Raw genomic sequence first — 19,989 nt, forward strand, 5'->3', positions numbered from 1 at the left:
AAATTATTGTTGTTGCATCCATTCCTGCAAGAAAAGCAATAGCCATTTTTGACCCGCATGATTGCCATTGGCAATTTTCTCTAATGTATCCCGATTGAAATAATCGCTAAAACCGTTTTGCGTGTCCAACAAACGCTCTTTTACTTCCGAGTTTTTAGAACCCAAAGAACCAAACCAATCCGTTATGGGAACAGCAAACCCCATTTTTGGTCTATAGACAAACTCCTTTGAAAAAGAGGATTCGAGGTCTTTTTTTAACAATAGCTTTCCTTCCCAATTTCCGTTTATCTTTTTGATATTGTAAGACTGGGGAATTGTGGCGGCATATTCTGCTACTTTTATATCTAAAAAAGGAGTACGGGTTTCTAAACTGTGCATCATACTAGCGATATCTACCTTTGTAAGAACGGCTCCTGGCAAATAGGTATTGAAATCAAGAGCCTGTGCTTTTTGAAAATGTCCAAAAGCTTTACTTTTTTCCATGATTTCCTCCATAAACACACGGTTATTGGTGCTAAAAGAATTGGAAATCTCTCTGTTCCAAAGTTGATTGCGGGAGGCATCATCATAATAGTGAGCATAACGAACCCAATCATTGACTGATGCGGTTCGCATGGCAAATTTCTTCGAATTCAAACGATTCAGTATTGGATACATCATTTTCTTATGAGCAGGCAAATGCTCGGGTACAGGCGATAAATGCTTATTCCAGCGGGTAGTATAACTTTGATAGCCTGCAAACAATTCGTCGGCAGCATCTCCGGTAAGTACCATAGTGACATGTCTGCGAGCCAAACGGCTTACGTACCAAGTGGGAATTGCTGAACTGTCCCCAAAAGGTTCTCCATAATGCTTTGCCAACTGCGGCAAAATAGATAAGGCATCAGGTTCAACAATTTCTTCGTGATGATCTGTTTTCCAATGTTTTGCCACCATTCGGGCATATTTCAATTCACTATAATGTTCTTCTTTAAAACCGATACTGAACGTTTTTACCGGTTGTTGCATTTGCTGCGCCATATAGCCCACGACGGCACTGCTGTCTATTCCTCCGGATAAGAAAGCTCCAAAAGGAACATCGCTGACCAAATGTGCTTTTACGGATTCTTTAAGAACTTCTGACAAACCTTCAGCCCATTCCGCTTCGGTTTTAACGCTTCCTTCACGAAACTCCAACTGCCAATACCGTTTTATTTCTAAAATAGTTCCGTCGTTTTTTACGCGCATCCAATGTGCTGGAGGCAATTTATGGGCTTGGCTATAAATAGTGTTAGGCGCAGGTATATATTGAAATTGAAGATACTGGTCTAATGCTACCAAATTCGTACTCCAATCTATTCCCTTAACCTTTTTTAAGACCTGCAATTCGGAGGCAAAACAAAAAATCCCTGATGTAACAGCATAAACAAGAGGCTTGATGCCAAAATGGTCGCGAGCAATAAAAAGCTCTTTTTTATTGTTATCTAAAATGGCAAAGGCAAACATCCCCCGTAATTTAGTGACGCAATCCGTTCCCCATTCTTCATAGGCGTGTACGATTGCTTCGGTATCGGAGTGGGTTTTAAAGCGATGCCCTTTTTGCAACAGGACAGCGCGCAACTCCAGATAATTGTATATTTCGCCATTAAACGTAATCCAGATTGTTTGATCTTCGTTGCAAAGCGGTTGCTTTCCGCCTTCCAAATCAATAATGGAAAGCCGACGGTGTCCAATACCCATGTTTCCTGAAACGTAAAACCCGGAACCGTCAGGACCCCGGTGACTCAAGGCATCCGTCATTTTTTCGATTTCGGTTTGTTCTACTGCAACTGACTTACGTATTAATCCTGCTATTCCGCACATAAACTACTTTGTTGAATAAATATATTAAAGTATTATTCTTTCCGATTTACTTAAGGTCTTAACGTTTAATATTCCAAAATCACGACGATCATTATTTTCATCAAAAATATCCGTTATTTCAAAATCAAAAACACTATCATTCCATAACCACTCTTCTTTGCTAGAATGAGCTCCAATAGCCAAAGTGTAAATTCCTGGACGCAAGATGGATGGGGAAATAACAAACCTAGAAATAAAATTTCCGTTCTGAAATAAATGTTCTGGAACATCGTGCATACTAAACAAACGGTTGCCATCTTTAAAAAGACTAAACAAAATCCGAATTGGATTTTTACAAGAGGAATGGGCATGAACGTCTAAAGAAATTTCATTCTGAGGCGCTATATGAATGTAATCTTTAAATGGATCACTATTGTTAATCAAAATATTGGTAATAGAAATAGAAGTGTTTAAGGGTCCATCAAATCGAATGGTGTCTAACGTCCTTAATAAATTCAAATTCAAAGAAGCGTACTTGGCTAAAACTTCGTGAATAGTGCCATCCCCAACAATAGATCCGTTCTGGAGTAAAATACCGGTTCTGCAAAGACTGGATAAGGAACCTAAATTGTGACTTACAAATAAAACGGTACGTCCTTCTTTAGAACTGACATCATTCATTTTACCCAAACATTTTTTTTGAAATTCGGCATCCCCAACGGATAAGACTTCATCTATAATTAAAATCTCACTTTCTAAATGTGCCGCAACGGCAAAAGCGAGACGAACATACATTCCGGAGGAATACCTTTTAACTGGAGTATCGATATACCGTTCAACACCAGAAAAATCTACAATTTCATCAAACTTTCTGGCTATTTCTTTTTTGCTCATACCGAGTATGGCGCCATTAAGATAAATATTTTCTCGACCCGTCATCTCAGGATGAAATCCAGTCCCCACTTCTAACAAGGAGGCAATTCTTCCTTTCGTATATATTTTTCCAGTAGTTGGTTTTGTAACTTTGCTTAAAAGTTTAAGAAGTGTACTTTTCCCTGCTCCATTCCTTCCAATAATCCCAACGACATCTCCCTGATTAATTTCAAAATTCAAATCCCTCAATGACCACACATAGTCACTTTCTCCTTTTATTGATCTGTCGTTTGCTTCTCCTATTTTCAAATAGGGATCTTCCTTCCCTCTAATTTGACTCCACCATCGGTTCAAATCGTGTGATAAAGTTCCAGTTCCTACATTACCCAATCGGTACTGCTTTGATATATTTTCTGCTTTAATAACTATATTTGACATATTCTTTAAAATTAAACGGTATCGATAAAATTCTTTTCTACCTTGTTAAACACAATAATACCCATGATTAAAATTACAATTGATACCACCGTACCATAAACCAACATGGACATTTCAAAAGCTCCCGTTCCCAAAAACGCATAACGGAAACATTCAAAAATAGCGGTCAAAGGATTAAGCAACAAGATAAACTTGTATTTTTCTGGTATAGATGACAAGGGATACACAACGGGTGTGGCATACATAAATAATTGAATTCCAAAAGAAATCAAATAACTTAAATCCTTATATTTTGTGGTCATGGAAGAAATAATCATTCCCAATCCTAAGGCTAAAATCGCCATCAAAAAGAGTAGAAAAGGAGTCAATAACACATAGGCATTAGGATATACATTTCCTTGAACAAAGAAATAATACAATAAAACGGCAATAAAAATGGAGAATTGCACACCAAATTTTATCATTCCAGAAACCACTAATGAAAGTGGCATAATTAACCTTGGAAAATAAACTTTTCCAAAAATATTGGCGTTCGTGGTAAAAACAGAGGCCGTTTTGGTCAATGTTTCCGAGAAATACCCCCAAATAGATACGCCCGCCAAATAAAACACTATTTTAGGAGATTCATCTGTAGATATTTTGGCCAAATTCCCAAAAATAATAACATACATTATAGTGGTAAGCAAGGGCTGTATAATAAACCACAAGGGACCTAAAATTGTCTGCTTATAAAAGGTTACAAAGTCTCTTTTTACAAACATAAATAGAAGATCCTTGTATCTCCATACTTCATCGAGATTCAATTTAAAAATCGAGGTCTCTGAACTGATGACCTCAGTCCATTTTTGTTGATTGTTTTCCATTAAATTATTTTTATTGTCATTTTTAATTTTTATTCACAGTCCTATTCAAAACCATTAATTACCTTTACCACCTTTTCTACATCTTTTACAGTTAGAACAGCACTCATAGGTAAGCTCAAAACCTCTTGATGAATCGTATTGGTAATTGGAAAATCCAAATAATTCAAATGCTTGTAAGCCCTCTGTTTATTTGGAGCAATAGGATAATGAATCAACGTTTGTATTCCGTTTTTAGCTAGATATTCTTGCAATTGGTCTCTTTTGGGATGACGAATCACAAACAAATGCCAAACATGTTCTTCGTTGTCGTCAAATTTAAAAGAAGTGTTGCTTGGAAAAGGCAAAATAACCTGGGGGTTCTTTATTTCGTTAAGATACCGTGACGCGATTTGCCTTCTGTATTGGTTTTCTTGGTCAAGATATTTTAATTTGATGTCCAAAAAGGCGGCCTGTATTTCGTCCAATCGGCTATTTAATCCTTGGTATTCATTGACATATTTTTTTCTGCTACCGTAATTCCCCAATGCTCTTATGACTTCCGCCAGTTTGTCATCGTCAGTCGTTACGGCACCCGCATCGCCCAAAGCACCCAAGTTTTTGCCCGGATAAAAACTAAAACCGGCGGCATCGCCTAAAGCGCCTGTCTTTATTCCGTTGTATTCGGCTCCAATGGCTTGTGCATTGTCTTCAATGATTTTTAGATTGTATTTCTTCGCTAAAGCAACCAAAGATTCGTTCCAGCAAACCTGACCATAAAGATGCACCACCATGATGGCTCTCGTTTTGTCGGTAAGGTGCTTTTCTAATAGATCAATATCGAGGTTATAATTGGAAAGATTGGGCTCCACTAAAACGGGTTTCAATTTATTGTCCGTGATGGCAAGAAGCGAAGCGATATAAGTGTTTGCAGGAACCAGTATCTCGTCTCCTGCTTTCATAAAACCCAATTCAATATACCCTTTAAGGATCAAACGGAGCGCATCCAAACCGTTTCCTACTCCAATTGCATTGGACGAACCTATGTAAGAAGCTAAATTTTTCTCAAACCCTTTAGTCTTTTCTCCCATCAAATACCAACCTGAATCAATGACTTCCGAGGCGGCTTGTTTCAGCTCGTCTGCATATTGTGCATTGATTTTTTGAAGGTCTAAAAATGGAATCATAACTGATGCTAAAGAAAAATGCTATTGAAATCCCAACTAATTGAAGCTTTTGAAAAACTCGGTTTTAACACTAATGTCACAACCAATGCTTTCTTTAAATTCACACAACCCGAAATTAGGGATAGAGTTTTTTGTGGAAGGCCCAATATCAACAATTTCTATCCCTTGGGTTTTATAATATTGAAACAAATTGTAGGACAAGAAATTCATCGTTTTAAATTCGGAATACTGGGATAAATCGCCCCAATAAACCACTTGTACCACTTTTGGGCTAACGTGAAAAACGATGGCGGCACCAATGGCATGATCCTCTTTTTTTACGATGAAAAAATCAATCGGGATGACAGACATCGTTGTTGCAACAGATTCCCAAGTCATGTGGAGCGGAAATCCTTTTTCCTTTCTGTTTTGGGCGATAATGCGATATGCTTCTTGGCCTTTTTCAGCATCAATTTTTTCGAAAATCAAATCCGACTGCAAGGCTTTTTTAAAATTTTTTTTAGCATTGTTCCAAATGGTAGCCTGATAATCACCCTCTAATTTATGGGTAGAAAATTGATAATTAAGCTCCATGTTTGTTGTGCCATAACCCGCTCTATGTAAGCAATTACAAACCTTATTTAAAAAGTTTTCTTTATAAAAAAAGGGTGGGGATACTATTTTGATTCCTTGAATTTTTTTTGTTTTAGCCCATTGCTCCAAAACTTCTAAAGCGGCATCTATTTGCTGTAAACGGATTTCCTCATTAACATATTCAAAACCGCCAAAAGGAGCAGAAAATGGAGAATTCAAGATGTTTTCCTTTAATCCAAAAATAATTCCAAGCCTGATTTTGGTGTCCCTAAAAATGAGATGAAAAATTGAATCGCATTTATGGCCGTTTAATGAATTAAAGGCTGCCGCATTAAAGCAATGGAATGGCCTTGAAAATACAGCATCATAATAGGTTGAATCTACTTCAATGATTTCCATTCCAGATAATTATCGTAGTTTCTAAAATAATCGCTTTCGTCATATTCTGTTGAAGCCAATACAAAACAAATGGATCCGCTTGAAAAATTATTCAACTCTCTCCACAACCCTGCAGGCAGATACACGCCTATATTGGGTCTGGATAAATGAAACGTTCTTTTGACATTGCCGTCATCCACAATCAAATCAAAACTTCCGCTCAAGGCAATAATGAGTTGCTGTAAATCTTTATGTCCATGTCCCCCTCTGCTGATGCCTCCCGGAATATCGTATAAATAATAAATCCTTTTCACGTCAAACGGCACTTCGACACCATTGCTTACGGCAGTCAAATTACCATTAATCTGATGATTTTTGGGTAAGGTAATGATGGAACAATCATATACAGTGGATGCATTCATGGGTGATGCTATTTATTATTTAGCAAACTATTTAGGGTGGAATTAAAAAAAATAAGGTGATTATTTTTTAGGCTCTAATGAAAACATTTTGAGATCTTACCACATAGATTCATATAAAATAAGCTTTTTTCTATAAAATACATTTCAAACAGAGCCATTGTAGTCTAAAATAGAGCAAAGCGACTTGTTTGGCAAAGTTTTTCTATGTTTCTATGTGGTTAAAAAATTTATTTAGATTATTAGTATTCAAAAAAGAATAATCGAATTCAGATTTAAAATTCAATTGTAACAAAAAAATTATTCTATTTTATGAATTGGAACTATTCTATTAGTATAAATCGCTAAATTGTTGGTAATCCCGAATATAGTCTTCCTCGGCAAAATCATAATTGGAGAGATGGACTGAAACCGCATTGGTAGAAAAATTTTCAAGGTGACGCCAGTGTAAAGCTGGAATATAAAGGCCGAAATAAGATCTATTCAGACAAAATTTAGATTCATTCCCGTCAGGATCGATTACTACAATGTCAAGACTTCCGCTGATGGCGATGATAATTTCCTGCTGGTTTTTGAAAGCATGTCCGCCCCGAATCTCTCCACCTGGAACATCATAAATCCAGAAAACCCGTTTGATATCAAAGGGGATTTGATCTGAATTTTGTACAAACGACAGATTTCCCATAACCTCATTAGGCTCATTGATCTTAGGCAATGAAATAATTTGAGGCTTTGAAAAATCATTTATGGAGTGCATTTTGAAAGGAATTAAAGATTATAAAAGTATCAGACACAATCTTCCGATAAACATTATTCATACTGGCTCTCGTAATATTTTTGATAATTGCCACTGGTCACATTATTTAACCATGTTGAATTTTCCAAATACCAATCTATGGTCTGTTCCAACCCTTCTTCAAAAGTCACGGACGGTTTCCAGCCCAAGGTTTGGTTAATTTTATTGGCGTCAATGGCATAACGCAAATCATGCCCAGGTCGGTCCTTTACATAAGTGATTAATTTTTCGGAAGTCCCTAGGGCTTTACCTAGTTTTTGGTCCATCTTTTGGCATAATAATTTCACCAAATCAATGTTTTGCCATTCATTGAACCCCCCAATATTATAGGTTTCGTGATTTTGGCCATCATGAAAAACCAAATCAATGGCAACCGCATGATCCTTTACGAACAACCAATCTCGGGTATATTTTCCGTCACCATAAACAGGTAACGGTTTGTCGTTGATAATATTATGTATCAAAAGCGGAATCAATTTTTCTGGAAAATGATTGGGTCCATAATTATTGGAACAATTCGAGATGACATAGGGCAAACCGTAAGTTTCCCCGTAAGCCCTTACGAAATGGTCTGAACTTGCTTTAGAAGCAGAATAAGGAGAATTTGGTGCATAAGGAGTCGTTTCGGTAAACAAACCCGTAGCGCCCAAGGTGCCATAAACCTCATCCGTACTGACATGATAGAACCGTTTGCCCTCAAATTGATTAAGCCAGATTTCTTTTGCGGCATGCAATAAATTCATGGTACCAATCACGTTGGTCTTCACAAAAGACAGCGGATCCGTGATCGAACGATCCACATGGGATTCTGCTGCCAAATGAATCACGGCATCAAATTGTTCCTTTTGAAAAAGGGCGTTGATAAAATCCGCATCAACAATGTCTCCTTTAACGAAGGTATAATTCGGTTCATCTTGGATATCAGCAATGTTTTCTAAATTCCCTGCATAGGTCAGCGCATCCAAATTGAAAATTTGGTACTGAGGATAATTTTTTACGAATCTTCTAACAACGTGTGAGCCAATAAATCCTGCCCCTCCTGTGATTAGTATTTTTTTCATTGTTCTATTATTATTACTAGTTCCAGTTTTTGGTTAACGCACAACCATTAACCGTCAATTCCAAAAACGGCTACGCCCAGTCAGTCCCAATTTACAGGAAACCAACAGTGGTATTTTTTTAACTATAACCCTTATGCGATATCTGCCTTTGTTAAGGTAATCAAGACGCCCAATTCCCTGAGTACCAATTGCAAACTATTCTTATTAACATGTTTAACGATGCCTTCTTTACCTTGAAAGGGGCCGTGGGGAATATGCATTAAATCGCCCGCTTGTAAAGATGTAACCGTAACCTCAGACAGGTTGTTTTTCAAACTTTCCCGTAAAGCAGCTATTTCATCATTGCGAACGACCGCAGGTTTCCCTAACCAAAACAAATACCGAACTACTCCCGTGACCTGAAATACAATGTCTCGCTCTTTTTCACTGACCTCTACAAAGACATACGAATTAAAAAGGGGTACTTGTACCTTCTTTTTTCGATCAGACCATTGCTTAATCTGAGTCACTAACGGGCAATATACGTTAATTCCAACTTTTTCTAAACGTTCCGTAACTTTTTTTTCGTTGCGGGGTTTGGTGTAAATTACATACCAGGGCATAACTAAATCTTTAAGAAGCTTCGTATATAATTAATCCTTTACCATTATGGCATTCATCAACATAAAATGTCACTTTGCGTTTTATTTCCTTTTCAATCTTAATCGCTAGCTGATCAATATATTGAACATTCAGTTCCGTCCCAACAAGCACCACTTCTATTATCCCACTATCACTACCATTGGCATAATCGCCAATAATTACTACTTTATCTATAGCTCCCATCCGTTGCAAAATCATTTCAACTATGGTATCTAAACCGATATGTTGGTGAACAATTTTTTGTAATATCCCAAATAATGGATGCTGGGTATTGGCCTTATAAATGACTTTATTTTGAATGGACTCCTTTTCCAAGTAGCCGGACTCCAATAAATTATTCAATTCCTTTCGAATAGAATTGGTAGATTCATTAAGTTCCTCGGCCAAACCTCTTAAATACCCGTTATTGGCAACGTTTATAAAAAACTTTACCAAAATACGAAGACGGGTTTTAGATGTAATGAGGGACTCTAACATAAATGGCTATAAATAAAAATAACGAGTAACAAAAGTACTCGTTATTTTTTAAAATTAAAAAAAAATTAAAAAAATTTACCTTTTAATAATATGAATTCCAAAGAACAGCGCTTTTAATTAAAAAAATAATTAGCACCCTTTGGGAATTTAAAATACTGGTCAACAATTTTCTTAAAGAAAAATACACTCTAATTGGTACTTCCAATAGCGCTGTAGACAAATCCAAGAGACACCATTTTTTTGGCATCTAAAACATTTCTTCCATCAAAAACAAATGCGGGTTTTTGCATGTTGTCATAAATTTTTTCCCAATCATAGGCTTTAAATTCATCCCATTCGGTTAAAATGGCAATCGCATGAGCATCTTTACAAGCTTCATAAGGATCTTCAAAAACAGTAATCCCTTTTTCAATTTCTTCCAATGATCTGGAATCCAAATACTGCAAATCATTGAAAACCTTTTTTTCTTTTACCTGTGGATCATATACTGCAATATGGGCTTGCTCATGCAACAAATAATCACAAACATTAATGGCGGCTGATTCTCGGGTATCGTTAGTGTCTTTTTTGAAGGCCCAACCTAGGAATGCGATTTTTTTTCCGGAAACCGTATTGTACAAAGTTTGTACTATCGTACTAGCAAAACGTCGTTTTTGATGGTCGTTCATGATAACCACCTGTTCCCAATAATCAGCTACTTCATTCAACCCATATGATTTGGCAATATAAACTAAATTTAGGATGTCTTTTTGAAAACATGAACCTCCAAAACCAACGGAAGCTTTTAGAAATTTAGGGCCTATTCGGCTGTCCATCCCTATAGCTCTTGATAATTCGTTGACGTCAGCACCCGTTTTTTCACATAACTCCGACATGGCGTTTATAGATGATACCCGCTGGGCCAAAAAGGCATTCGCTGTTAATTTGGACAATTCGGATGACCAAAGATTCGTTGTTAAAATACGTTCTTTGGGTACCCAATTGGCATAGATTTCCACCAAAGAATCCAACGCTTCCCTTTCACCTTCTAAATTCCCTCCAATCAAAACCCGATCCGGAAATAATAAATCTTGTACTGCAGTACCTTCAGCCAAAAACTCAGGATTAGACAAAATTTGAAATTGTACCCCATTACCCGTATTGTCCAATATATTTTTTATGGCCTCAGCAGTTCTGACAGGCAATGTAGATTTTTCTACAACAATCTTATTGTCTTTTGCAACAGACGCAATTTGTCTGGCACACAGCTCAATGTATTTTAAATCCGCAGCCATACCTTTACCCAAACCATAGGTTTTTGTAGGCGTATTGACAGAGATGAATATCATTTGAGCTTCATCTATGGCTTTTTCCACATCTGTGGAAAAAAACAGGTTTCTTCCTCTGGCCTCAGCCACTAGATCACTTAATCCAGGCTCATAAATAGGAATATTAGTGACGTCTTTATCATTCCAAGCCGCAATTCGCTCCACATTCAAATCAACAACGGTAACTTTTATATGTGGACATTTTTGTGCTATAATAGCCATCGTTGGCCCTCCAACATATCCCGCTCCAATACAACAAATAGAAGTAATTTTCATTGTTAAGTAATTTAATAATTAATAATTTTATTTATATTATAATTTTCCGTCTGCCTGCATGCCTAAAATCCCTTTCACATCATAAAGTATCGCATTTTCTTTCTTGATGGAAGTAAAATCAATAGAGATGAATTCATTATGGGCAACGCCTAAAACTACGGCATCATATTTTTGATTCGGTAGTAGATTGACAGTTTCTAGCCCGTATTCATGTTGTACTTCAACAGGATTTGCCCAAGGATCATATACGGATACTTGTATACCATATTCCTTTAACGCAGCAATTACATCAACGATTTTGGTGTTTCTGACGTCGGGACAATTCTCTTTGAAAGTAATTCCCAACATCAATAAATTAGCACCATTAACAACAACCCCTTTTTTAATCATCAATTTAACTACTTGTGAGGCCACGTATTCCCCCATACTATCGTTCAACCTTCTACCAGCCAAAATGATTTCGGGGTGATAGCCCATTTCTTGCGCCTTTTGGGCCAAATAATACGGATCAACACCAATACAGTGTCCACCCACTAATCCGGGTTTAAAAGGCAGAAAATTCCATTTGGTACCAGCAGCTTCCAATACCGCATGCGTATCAATGCCCATAATGTTGAATATTTTGGATAACTCATTAACGAAAGCAATATTAATGTCTCTTTGGGAGTTTTCAATCACTTTAGCCGCTTCAGCTACCTTGATTGTTGGTGCTAAATGAGTTCCTGCGGTAATGACCGATTGATATAAATCATTCACTTTTATGCCAATCTCCGGAGTGGAACCTGCCGTTACTTTCAGTATTTTTTCAACCGTATGCAATTTATCTCCCGGATTAATTCGTTCTGGGGAATAACCCGCAAAGAAATCAACGTTGAATTTCAATCCGCTCACGCGTTCCAATACGGGAACACATTCATCCTCGGTAACTCCCGGATAAACTGTGGACTCATAGATTACAATATCTCCTTTTTTTAGTACCTTCCCTACCGTTTCACTTGATTTGTATAAAGGGGTCAAATCGGGTCTGTTGTTTTTGTCAACGGGTGTGGGTACCGTCACTATATAATAAGTGCAATCATTAATGTCATCCAGATCTGTAGAACACAACAATCCGATTTTATTATGAGTGGGTTTTTTTAGCAAAACCGATTCTAACAGTGATTTTTCAATTTCTAGAGTACTGTCTAGTCCCGAATTCAATTCATCTACTCTCGATTGATTGATGTCAAATCCCACTACGGAATATTTTGTAGCAAACAATCGCGCCAATGGCAACCCAACATATCCTAAACCAACTATTGCTATTTTCATTTTTATTGAATTAAAAACACTCTTATTTTTTCAAATTATTCCAATACCAAGTAACCGCTGCATTTAAACCCTCTTGCATAGAGAATTTAGGATGGTAACCCAGTAATCTTTTTGCTTTATCAATACTCGCCAAAGAATGAGGAATATCTCCCGCTCTATTTGGACCATATATAGTTGGAATTGCGGCAATTGCGGCATCATATCCTGAAAGGGCTGCTTTTAAATTTTTTACCAAATCATTCAAAGTTGTCCGATCACCAAAGGCAGTATTGTATACGGTATTAATGGCTTCTGGATTATTTGTGGTCATGGCCAATTCATTCATTTGAATAACATTATCGATATACGTAAAGTCCCTTGAAAAATTTCCATCGCCGTTAATTACCGGACTTTCGTGAGCCATAAATTGCATTACAAATTTTGGAATTACGGCAGCATAGGCTCCATTGGGGTCTTGTTTTCTGCCAAAAACATTAAAATAGCGCAACCCAATGGTTTCCAAACCATACGTTTTATTAAAAATTTCGGCATATAGCTCGTTCACATATTTCGTGATTGCATAAGGAGACAAAGGCTTTCCGATGTTTTCTTCTATCTTGGGAAGACTTTCCGAATCGCCGTAAGTGGAAGAACTTGCAGCGTAAACAAATCGTTTTACGTTTGCATCACGGGATGCGACTAGCATGTTTAAAAATCCAGACACATTGACATCATTAGTCGTAATAGGGTCATTAATAGAGCGCGGCACGGAACCCAATGCAGCTTGATGCAATACATAATCCACTCCCAATACAGCTATTTTGCAATCGGATAAATTTCTAATATCCCCTTCGACTAATTTGAAATTTTTATTTTCAAAAAATGCAGACAAATTATGACGATGTCCAGTAGCAAAATTATCCAGACATACCACTTGGTATCCTTTGGACAAAAAATATTCACAAAGATTGGAGCCTATGAAACCAGCTCCACCAGTAATTAAAATTTTAATTATATTATTTTCTGTCATTTAATTAATCAAGGATGGAATGAATTTTATTTTTTGAAAAATCGATAAAATATTTTTTTGAAAATATTTTTAGGATTCTCATCTTCGTGATACCCTTCGGCATAATTTCCGTAGCCATAGCCGTAGCCGTAGCCGTAGCCGTATGCAGTACCGTATTTTGCTTTATTTTCAAAGCCATTAAATATGATATTTATATTGTTCAATTCTTTTCTTTTGAGCCTGTTGTTCAATAAAGTAATCATATCTTTCTTGGTGTAATTCTGCCTCATGATATACAAGATAACATCAGTATAACCTGCCAATTCTATCGCATCTGACACCAAGCCCACTGGTGGGGTATCAAGTATTATATAATCATATCTTGATTCCAAGATTTCCATAAATTCTTTCATGCTGTCCCCAATGATAAGTTCCGATGGATTTGGGGGGATAGGACCAGAGGTAATAACATCCAGATTTGGGACATGTGTTTTTTGGATGACCTCATCAATTGATTTCTGTCCAATTAAATAATTCACGACTCCAATATCGTTTTTGATTTTAAAATCATCAAAAATCCTTGGTTTTCTCAAATCCAGACCTACAATAACCGTTTTTTTATCGCTTAAAGCAAATACCGTAGCAATGTTAAGGGAACAAAATGTTTTACCCTCCCCACTAACAGAGGAAGTAACCATTAATGTTTTTGATTTTCCTATTTCATTTTTTTTGTATAAAAACTGTAAGGAAGAACGTATGGCTCTAAAAGATTCAGACAATGCCGATTTCGGTTTTTCAAAAACGGAGAGGTTAGAAAGTCCATATTTAACTCCAACAACCCCAATAATGGGGATATTGGTGAGTTTACTGATATCTTCAGTATTAAGAATTGAATTTTCGAGGAAAAAAATCACAAACACTATAAATAAAGGAATGATAAGTCCTAAAAATATAGCCAAGACATAATTTACATTAGTATTGGGACCAATTTGTCCACCACCGATGTCTTTGGCAGGATCAACAAAATGGATATCCGATAAATTGGCTGCCGTCGCAATTTGTGCTTCACTTCTTTTTTGTAAAAATGTATTGTAAATATTGTCACTCAATTCATATTTCCTTACAATTTTAAGGTATTCTTGTTTGTCTTCGGGAAGCTGTTTGATGCTGCTTTCAACATCATTAATTTTACTGTTCACTAGAGCCAAATCATATTGTAGGGAACTAGTAGCAGAGGCAATATTCTCTAATAGCACTTTCTTTAAGGATTCCATCTGATTGTCAAAATCTTTAAAAATCCTATCGCTTTTTACAGAGTAGGCCAATTCAGATCTTTGAGTGGATAAAGCTATTAATTTAGTAACGTTAACAATAATATTAGGATCGTCTATTCCCGCAACGGTAGGAGCCGGCAGTCTGGAATAATCCACACTGTTCTTTAAATATGATTTCAAGGAATTATAATAGGTGATTTTTCTGGTAATTTCATCCCTTCTCACATCATACCCTGTAAGTTGACTGGTGATTTCAGAGCCCCCAGCCTCAATTTGAAACATATTTTTATTTCTATTGAATGCTTTGAGTTCGTCCCCATTATCTTTTAATTGTTTTCCCATTAAAATTAATGTACTATCAATAAATTTTATGGTATTTGTCGCAAATTGATTTTTTCGATCCAGTTGATTTTTTATTAACATTTTCACGGTAGAATTCAAATAATCGACCATTCGGGATTTATTGGGACCCGTTAGTGAAAGCGTTAAGATGGAAGCAGCTTTGGGATCTATTTCAACTCCAATTCCTTGAAATCTTGAAACAACTTGGTCAAAATTATTAAATCGAACAAAATATTCATTCCCTTTATAAAATCCAGGATTATCATTGATTTCCAGCTTCCAGTCTAAGAATGGAAGGGAAACTTGTTCGCCCACTTTATATCGTTTTACAAAATCTCCCTGCACTACAGAAGTAGTACTGGTACTATTATCTAAATAACGAATACACGAAACAGATGCATTGTCAAATTTTATCCTGATTTCATATACTGATTCACTCAAAAATTTAATCTCAATTAGATGGTTATCCAACTGCCCTTTTGCTTTATCAATTACTATATGAAAAGGTGCCTCTCCGTAAACATCTTTGTAATTATATTTGCTTTGCTGTAAATAATCGATATAAAATTGAAGGTGATCTACCACTATTTCATTATGCGATCTCGACCGTAATGTATTAGAAATCATTTGAACTTGATCCGAAGTTCCTCCCCAATTGAAAACCAGACTTGTTGAAGCTGTTAAAAAAGGATTATTCTCTTCTTTTATCGCGATAGAAGTTTCCATCGCATATATTTTTTCCTTTCTTATATTGACCTGATGTGCAATAGTTAAAGTAAAAAACAAACTTACTAAAAACCATTTCCAGTAACTCGTGATTTTTATTAAAAAGCCTTTGAAGTCAAAGTTATTTTGGCTTTCAAAAAAAGAAAAATCTTTGGTATCAATCATCCTTAGTATCTATTTAAAAGTAAAAAAGTTGTTGTTGCCAATGATATAATGGCAATCACCGAACTTAATGATTGAATTCCTGTTGTTCCTGTTCCCCAAGTCTTTTGTTTGAGCGGTTTTATATATATATAATCATTCGGTTGAATAAAATAATAAGGTGATTGCATGGCTTTCACATCTGTCAAATCGATTTCATGCATTTCAGTGCCGTGAGGAAATTGTCTGATTACCGTAACCCCTTTTCTATTACCGGTAATACTGATATCTCCCGAATTTGCAATGGCTTCTAAAATGGTAACTTTCTCTTGATATAAAGTTTTTGTACCTGGTAGGTTGATTTCTCCGTTAACGGTATAACGAATACCCGCTAATTTAACGACAACAAATATGTTGGCCTCTTTATTAAAATATTCTTCTAATAATTTTTTCTCTACCGTTTTTCTAACTTCGTCTATTGTATATCCTAAAACGTTCAATTCTCCTAAAACCGGAATACGGATGTTACCATGATCATCCACCGTATAGCCATCAAAATACAATCCTACCTCCGATTTTGCAGATACCGATGTTTCGGAATTACCAAACATGGCCACTAATTTCTGGTCAATCGCTTTAATAGTAATATTGACAACATCATTCGCTTGCAATCTGTAAGGCTTAGATGCTACTTGACTTATAACTGTATCCCCTTCGGAATTATCTTTATTTTGTAAGTATACCAAATCTTTTGTTGGCACGCATGAAGCTAAGAAAAGCCCTACGACTATAAGCAAAAAAAGTATAGTTTTATTCATTTAAAAAAAATTTGTAAACAAAGATAGTTTTTCATTTATAAATACAAAAAAGAACATTGTTAATTTGAATTAATTGTTTTTGAAGGCACTTTCAAATGGCACTCGCTGTAAGATACTGCGCCCTAAAGTAACCTCATCTGCATATTCTAATTCATCACCAACCGATATCCCACGGGCAATCGAAGAAGTAATAACATTGCTGTCTTGAATTTGCCTATAGATATAAAAATTAGTCGTATCCCCCTCCATGGTAGAACTTAAAGCAAAAATTATTTCGGAAACACCACCCAATTTCACTTTCTCTACTAATGAAAATATATTCAACTGGCTTGGTCCAACACCATCAATAGGCGAAATTTTCCCTCCCAAAACATGATAAACACCTCGAAATTGCCCTGTATTTTCAATTGCCATAACATCTCGTATGTCTTCCACTATACAAATAACACTATGATCCCTACTCTTATTGGAACAGATTTCACAAATCGTATTGTCTGAAATATTATGACAGCTCAAACAAAACTTAACCTCTTCTCGCATTGTTGTTAATGCTTGCGATAAGAAACCTGTTTGCTCTTTAGGTTGTTTTAATAAATGTAAAACCAGCCTTAAGGCAGTTCTCTTACCTATTCCTGGTAATTGAGACATTTCCTTGACTGCATTTTCTAAAAGTTTAGATGAAAATTCCATGAATGCAAAAGTACATTTTTTAATCACAAAAAAAGACTTTTTTCAATCCCATAAATACCCAGAAAACTAATGTTTTTAAGGCGAAAATATAGAATTACCAGAAGTTGTTTTTAAGAATTCAATTCCTTAATATTGTGAAAAATCTATTTGATGCTATTTATTAAGTGTGAGAATATTTCAAGGTTTTAATTATATTATTTTAGAAGCATCTTAGAAAAAAAACACAATTAAATCTTCATTATTTTTTTATACCATGGTAAAGTAATTTCATGCTTCACTCCATACCCATACCCATACCCATACCCTTTTCTAGAATCTGTATCGTTTAGTAGTAGACACATGTTAGGAAGTTTTTTTCCTTTATAAAAAGTGTTAGCAATATCAAGCATACGCTTCCCTAAATAGTTTGCACGAAAAACATAAACAAAGCAATCTGCGTTTTTAGCTATTAAAGTAGTATCAGCAACTAGACTAACTGGCGCGGTATCAACAATTATATAATCGTATTGTGATTTAATTGATTTAAAAAGAGAATCTACTTTTTTACTCATCAATAACTCAGCTGGATTAGGAGGAACAATACCTGCTGGAATTACATAGAAATTATCATATCCTTCTTGTTTAACCCTGAAATTATCAAGATTTAATTCATTAGATGACAAGTAATTAGTAACCCCCCTTGTAGGCAATTTGAAATATTTACTTAATTTAGGATTCCTAACGTCCATCTCAATTAATAATACACTACTTCCTGACAAAGCAAAGGTAGCGGCCAGATTCGCAGAAATAAATGTTTTTCCTTCAGAAGGAACGGTAGAAGTTACAAAAAATGTTTTTGCCTTACCATCATGATCTTTATTGCCCATAAACTCTAGATTGGATCTGATGATTCGTAATGCTTCGGCTGTACTCGTTCTACTACCTGGATTCATGATTTCAAAAGGAGAAGCTGAAGTAGGTACATCTCCAATAAATGGAATATTAGTTTTCCCTATTAAATCCATACTACTTTTTACCTTTGTATCTAATAAACCAATTGCGTAGATAATGCCGAATGGTATTAAAAGCCCAAGTAATAAGGCAACAAGATAAATGACATTTTTTTTAGGAGCTACAGGAATTTTTAGAGCCTTGGCCAAATCAATTACCCTAGCATTAGGCTCGGTGGCAGATAAAGAAATCGCTGTTTCTTCTCTTTTTTGCAATAAATACAAGTACAGCTCTTCTTTAACTTTTTGTTGTCTTGCAATAATTCTAAACTGGCGTTCTTGTACTGGAATTTTTCCGATTTTGGAATTAAAGTTACCCTCTTTCCCTTTTAAATCCCTTTTTTGAATAATCAAATTCGATTGTAATCGATTTAAACTAGCTAAAACATTAGATTTCAGTGAGGCCATTTGTTGATCCATTTTAACCACTGTAGGGTTAGCTAGTGTAGCCGTTTTCAAAATCCTGTTTCGATCTAAAACCAATTGATTATAGGAATTAATTAGTGACGAAGCATCATTTTGACCTGCTATAAGGTTGGCTGGCAACAGATCCGAATTAGTTGAATTTTTCATAAACCCCAACATAGATGAAACCATGTTAAGTTGAATTTCCGTCTCCAATACCTTATTATTATATGCATTGGCTCCTTCAATAAATAGTTTTGTTTCCGATTCAATATCCGTTAGGTTATTTGTTCGCTTAAAACTTTCAACATCTTGTTCTACACCACCCAATTCTTGAGTAATCAATTTTAATCGATTATCTATAAACTCAGATGTTTTTTCAGAAATTATATTCTTATCGGTTACAGCATTCTGATTGTAAATTTGAATTAAATTATCTAGAAATTCCTCTGATTTTTTAACGACAGGATCCGTTATTGTAAGTGTAACTATACTGCTAGTTTTACTTAATGAAGTAACATTAAGTCTGCTTTGAAAACTTTCGACTGTTTGTTCCAAAGGACTTACTTTTATGGCTATTTTTTCATAAGTATTACTAACTGGCTCCTCTAATCGATTTTTTTTAGTAATAATTAAATCCCCGTATTTAGTTTTAATTAATTCCCCAAATCGAAATTCCTTTTTATCATTTAGTATTGTTTTTGATGACCCTATAAAAATCGCATTTTCTAACTCAAACGTTTCTGGAGTTATCTGCAGAAATTCAAGAACCATTTTACTTTCATAAAACCGATTAAACTTGTTGATAAAATTAACTTCAATAGGAGATTCTTCGTAAACTTCAATATCATTTACATTCCCTTTCGCAAACAAGTTAATATTTAGATTTAATTTTTTTACCGTACTTTCTACTAATGTTCTTGACTTTAAAATTTCAACTTCATTATCAACATTATTTTTCATACCTCCCCCCAATCCCAAATCGGCAAAAGCTGACAATTCAGACATCATTCCACCTTTTTTTTCGTCTTTCACTAATATTGTAGTTGTCGCTTGATATTGTGGTGTTGCATATCTTAAATACAAAAAAGCAATAATTAATGCAATAGTAATACCTAATACAAACCATTTCCAATGCGTTACATATTGAGCCAATACATCTCCTATGTGAACTTCTTGATCTTGCTCTTGATTTTTATCTGAATTTTTTCGTCCCAT

General features: G+C 35.5%; 17 protein-coding genes. All 17 read right to left on the reverse strand.

Annotated elements, in window-relative coordinates; all coding sequences use genetic code 11:
- Nucleotides 1-3: 3 nt before the first annotated feature.
- Entirely contained in the window at nt 4-1,842 is a 1,839-nt protein-coding gene (gene asnB, locus DB895_RS08850) for an asparagine synthase (glutamine-hydrolyzing) (RefSeq protein ID WP_116725011.1), read from the reverse strand.
- Nucleotides 1,843-1,866: 24 nt separating this feature from the next.
- Nucleotides 1,867-3,132 carry an ABC transporter ATP-binding protein gene (locus tag DB895_RS14460; protein WP_116725012.1) on the reverse strand — a complete coding sequence of 422 codons (1,266 nt, stop codon included), beginning with the start codon at nt 3,130-3,132 and terminating at the stop codon, nt 1,867-1,869.
- 11 nt (nt 3,133-3,143) lie between these two features.
- Complete coding sequence (locus tag DB895_RS08860; protein WP_116725013.1) at nt 3,144-3,995, reverse strand: ABC transporter permease; 852 nt, start codon at nt 3,993-3,995, stop codon at nt 3,144-3,146.
- Between the two features lie 41 nt (nt 3,996-4,036).
- Entirely contained in the window at nt 4,037-5,158 is a 1,122-nt protein-coding gene (locus tag DB895_RS08865; RefSeq protein ID WP_116725014.1) for a DegT/DnrJ/EryC1/StrS family aminotransferase, read from the reverse strand.
- Nucleotides 5,159-5,194: 36 nt separating this feature from the next.
- A complete protein-coding gene (locus DB895_RS08870; RefSeq protein WP_116725015.1) occupies nt 5,195-6,130 on the reverse strand; it encodes a hypothetical protein in 936 nt (311 codons plus the stop codon).
- A complete protein-coding gene (locus DB895_RS08875; RefSeq protein WP_116725016.1) occupies nt 6,112-6,531 on the reverse strand; it encodes a sugar 3,4-ketoisomerase in 420 nt (139 codons plus the stop codon). Before DB895_RS08875 ends, DB895_RS08870 begins: the two co-directional genes overlap by 19 nt.
- A 328-nt stretch (nt 6,532-6,859) precedes the next feature.
- Nucleotides 6,860-7,285, reverse strand: coding sequence for a sugar 3,4-ketoisomerase (locus tag DB895_RS08880; RefSeq protein ID WP_116725017.1), 426 nt, complete (start codon nt 7,283-7,285; stop codon nt 6,860-6,862).
- A gap of 53 nt (nt 7,286-7,338) precedes the next feature.
- Nucleotides 7,339-8,385 carry a dTDP-glucose 4,6-dehydratase gene (rfbB, locus tag DB895_RS08885; protein WP_116725018.1) on the reverse strand — a complete coding sequence of 349 codons (1,047 nt, stop codon included), beginning with the start codon at nt 8,383-8,385 and terminating at the stop codon, nt 7,339-7,341.
- Nucleotides 8,386-8,516: 131 nt separating this feature from the next.
- Nucleotides 8,517-8,987, reverse strand: coding sequence for a UpxY family transcription antiterminator (locus DB895_RS08890; RefSeq protein WP_116725019.1), 471 nt, complete (start codon nt 8,985-8,987; stop codon nt 8,517-8,519).
- 10 nt (nt 8,988-8,997) lie between these two features.
- Nucleotides 8,998-9,504: a helix-turn-helix domain-containing protein gene (locus DB895_RS08895; protein ID WP_116725020.1), complete on the reverse strand. Its 507-nt coding sequence runs from the start codon at nt 9,502-9,504 to the stop codon at nt 8,998-9,000.
- A gap of 188 nt (nt 9,505-9,692) precedes the next feature.
- A complete protein-coding gene (locus DB895_RS08900; RefSeq protein ID WP_116725021.1) occupies nt 9,693-11,087 on the reverse strand; it encodes a UDP-glucose 6-dehydrogenase in 1,395 nt (464 codons plus the stop codon).
- Between the two features lie 36 nt (nt 11,088-11,123).
- The gene (locus tag DB895_RS08905) at nt 11,124-12,398 is read right to left on the reverse strand and encodes a nucleotide sugar dehydrogenase (protein WP_116725022.1); all 1,275 of its coding nucleotides are present in this window, start codon (nt 12,396-12,398) and stop codon (nt 11,124-11,126) included.
- Between the two features lie 22 nt (nt 12,399-12,420).
- Nucleotides 12,421-13,407: an SDR family oxidoreductase gene (locus DB895_RS08910; RefSeq protein ID WP_116725023.1), complete on the reverse strand. Its 987-nt coding sequence runs from the start codon at nt 13,405-13,407 to the stop codon at nt 12,421-12,423.
- A gap of 26 nt (nt 13,408-13,433) precedes the next feature.
- Complete coding sequence (locus DB895_RS08915; RefSeq protein ID WP_116725024.1) at nt 13,434-15,893, reverse strand: exopolysaccharide transport family protein; 2,460 nt, start codon at nt 15,891-15,893, stop codon at nt 13,434-13,436.
- Nucleotides 15,894-15,895: 2 nt separating this feature from the next.
- Entirely contained in the window at nt 15,896-16,687 is a 792-nt protein-coding gene (locus DB895_RS08920) for a polysaccharide biosynthesis/export family protein (protein ID WP_116725025.1), read from the reverse strand.
- Between the two features lie 69 nt (nt 16,688-16,756).
- Nucleotides 16,757-17,377, reverse strand: a complete 621-nt coding sequence (gene recR / locus DB895_RS08925) for a recombination mediator RecR (RefSeq protein ID WP_116725026.1) — start codon at nt 17,375-17,377, stop codon at nt 16,757-16,759.
- A gap of 227 nt (nt 17,378-17,604) precedes the next feature.
- A complete protein-coding gene (locus DB895_RS08930; protein WP_116725027.1) occupies nt 17,605-19,989 on the reverse strand; it encodes a GumC family protein in 2,385 nt (794 codons plus the stop codon).

The sequence above is a fragment of the Flavobacterium psychrotolerans genome (assembly GCF_003097635.1).
GTDB lineage: Bacteria > Bacteroidota > Bacteroidia > Flavobacteriales > Flavobacteriaceae > Flavobacterium > Flavobacterium psychrotolerans.

What these genes read in the sequence shown, in the direction of transcription:
- asnB (WP_116725011.1), bottom strand. Translation starts at nt 1,842, where the DNA reads ATGTGCGGAATAGCAGGATTAATACGTAAGTCAGTTGCAGTAGAACAA.
- DB895_RS08890 (WP_116725019.1), bottom strand. Translation starts at nt 8,987, where the DNA reads ATGCCCTGGTATGTAATTTACACCAAACCCCGCAACGAAAAAAAAGTT.
- DB895_RS08900 (WP_116725021.1), bottom strand. Translation starts at nt 11,087, where the DNA reads ATGAAAATTACTTCTATTTGTTGTATTGGAGCGGGATATGTTGGAGGG.
- DB895_RS08915 (WP_116725024.1), bottom strand. Translation starts at nt 15,893, where the DNA reads ATGATTGATACCAAAGATTTTTCTTTTTTTGAAAGCCAAAATAACTTT.
- DB895_RS08910 (WP_116725023.1), bottom strand. Translation starts at nt 13,407, where the DNA reads ATGACAGAAAATAATATAATTAAAATTTTAATTACTGGTGGAGCTGGT.
- DB895_RS08865 (WP_116725014.1), bottom strand. Translation starts at nt 5,158, where the DNA reads ATGATTCCATTTTTAGACCTTCAAAAAATCAATGCACAATATGCAGAC.
- rfbB (WP_116725018.1), bottom strand. Translation starts at nt 8,385, where the DNA reads ATGAAAAAAATACTAATCACAGGAGGGGCAGGATTTATTGGCTCACAC.
- DB895_RS08875 (WP_116725016.1), bottom strand. Translation starts at nt 6,531, where the DNA reads ATGAATGCATCCACTGTATATGATTGTTCCATCATTACCTTACCCAAA.
- DB895_RS08895 (WP_116725020.1), bottom strand. Translation starts at nt 9,504, where the DNA reads ATGTTAGAGTCCCTCATTACATCTAAAACCCGTCTTCGTATTTTGGTA.
- DB895_RS14460 (WP_116725012.1), bottom strand. Translation starts at nt 3,132, where the DNA reads ATGTCAAATATAGTTATTAAAGCAGAAAATATATCAAAGCAGTACCGA.
- DB895_RS08870 (WP_116725015.1), bottom strand. Translation starts at nt 6,130, where the DNA reads ATGGAAATCATTGAAGTAGATTCAACCTATTATGATGCTGTATTTTCA.
- DB895_RS08920 (WP_116725025.1), bottom strand. Translation starts at nt 16,687, where the DNA reads ATGAATAAAACTATACTTTTTTTGCTTATAGTCGTAGGGCTTTTCTTA.
- DB895_RS08860 (WP_116725013.1), bottom strand. Translation starts at nt 3,995, where the DNA reads ATGGAAAACAATCAACAAAAATGGACTGAGGTCATCAGTTCAGAGACC.
- DB895_RS08880 (WP_116725017.1), bottom strand. Translation starts at nt 7,285, where the DNA reads ATGCACTCCATAAATGATTTTTCAAAGCCTCAAATTATTTCATTGCCT.
- recR (WP_116725026.1), bottom strand. Translation starts at nt 17,377, where the DNA reads ATGGAATTTTCATCTAAACTTTTAGAAAATGCAGTCAAGGAAATGTCT.
- DB895_RS08930 (WP_116725027.1), bottom strand. Translation starts at nt 19,989, where the DNA reads ATGGGACGAAAAAATTCAGATAAAAATCAAGAGCAAGATCAAGAAGTT.
- DB895_RS08905 (WP_116725022.1), bottom strand. Translation starts at nt 12,398, where the DNA reads ATGAAAATAGCAATAGTTGGTTTAGGATATGTTGGGTTGCCATTGGCG.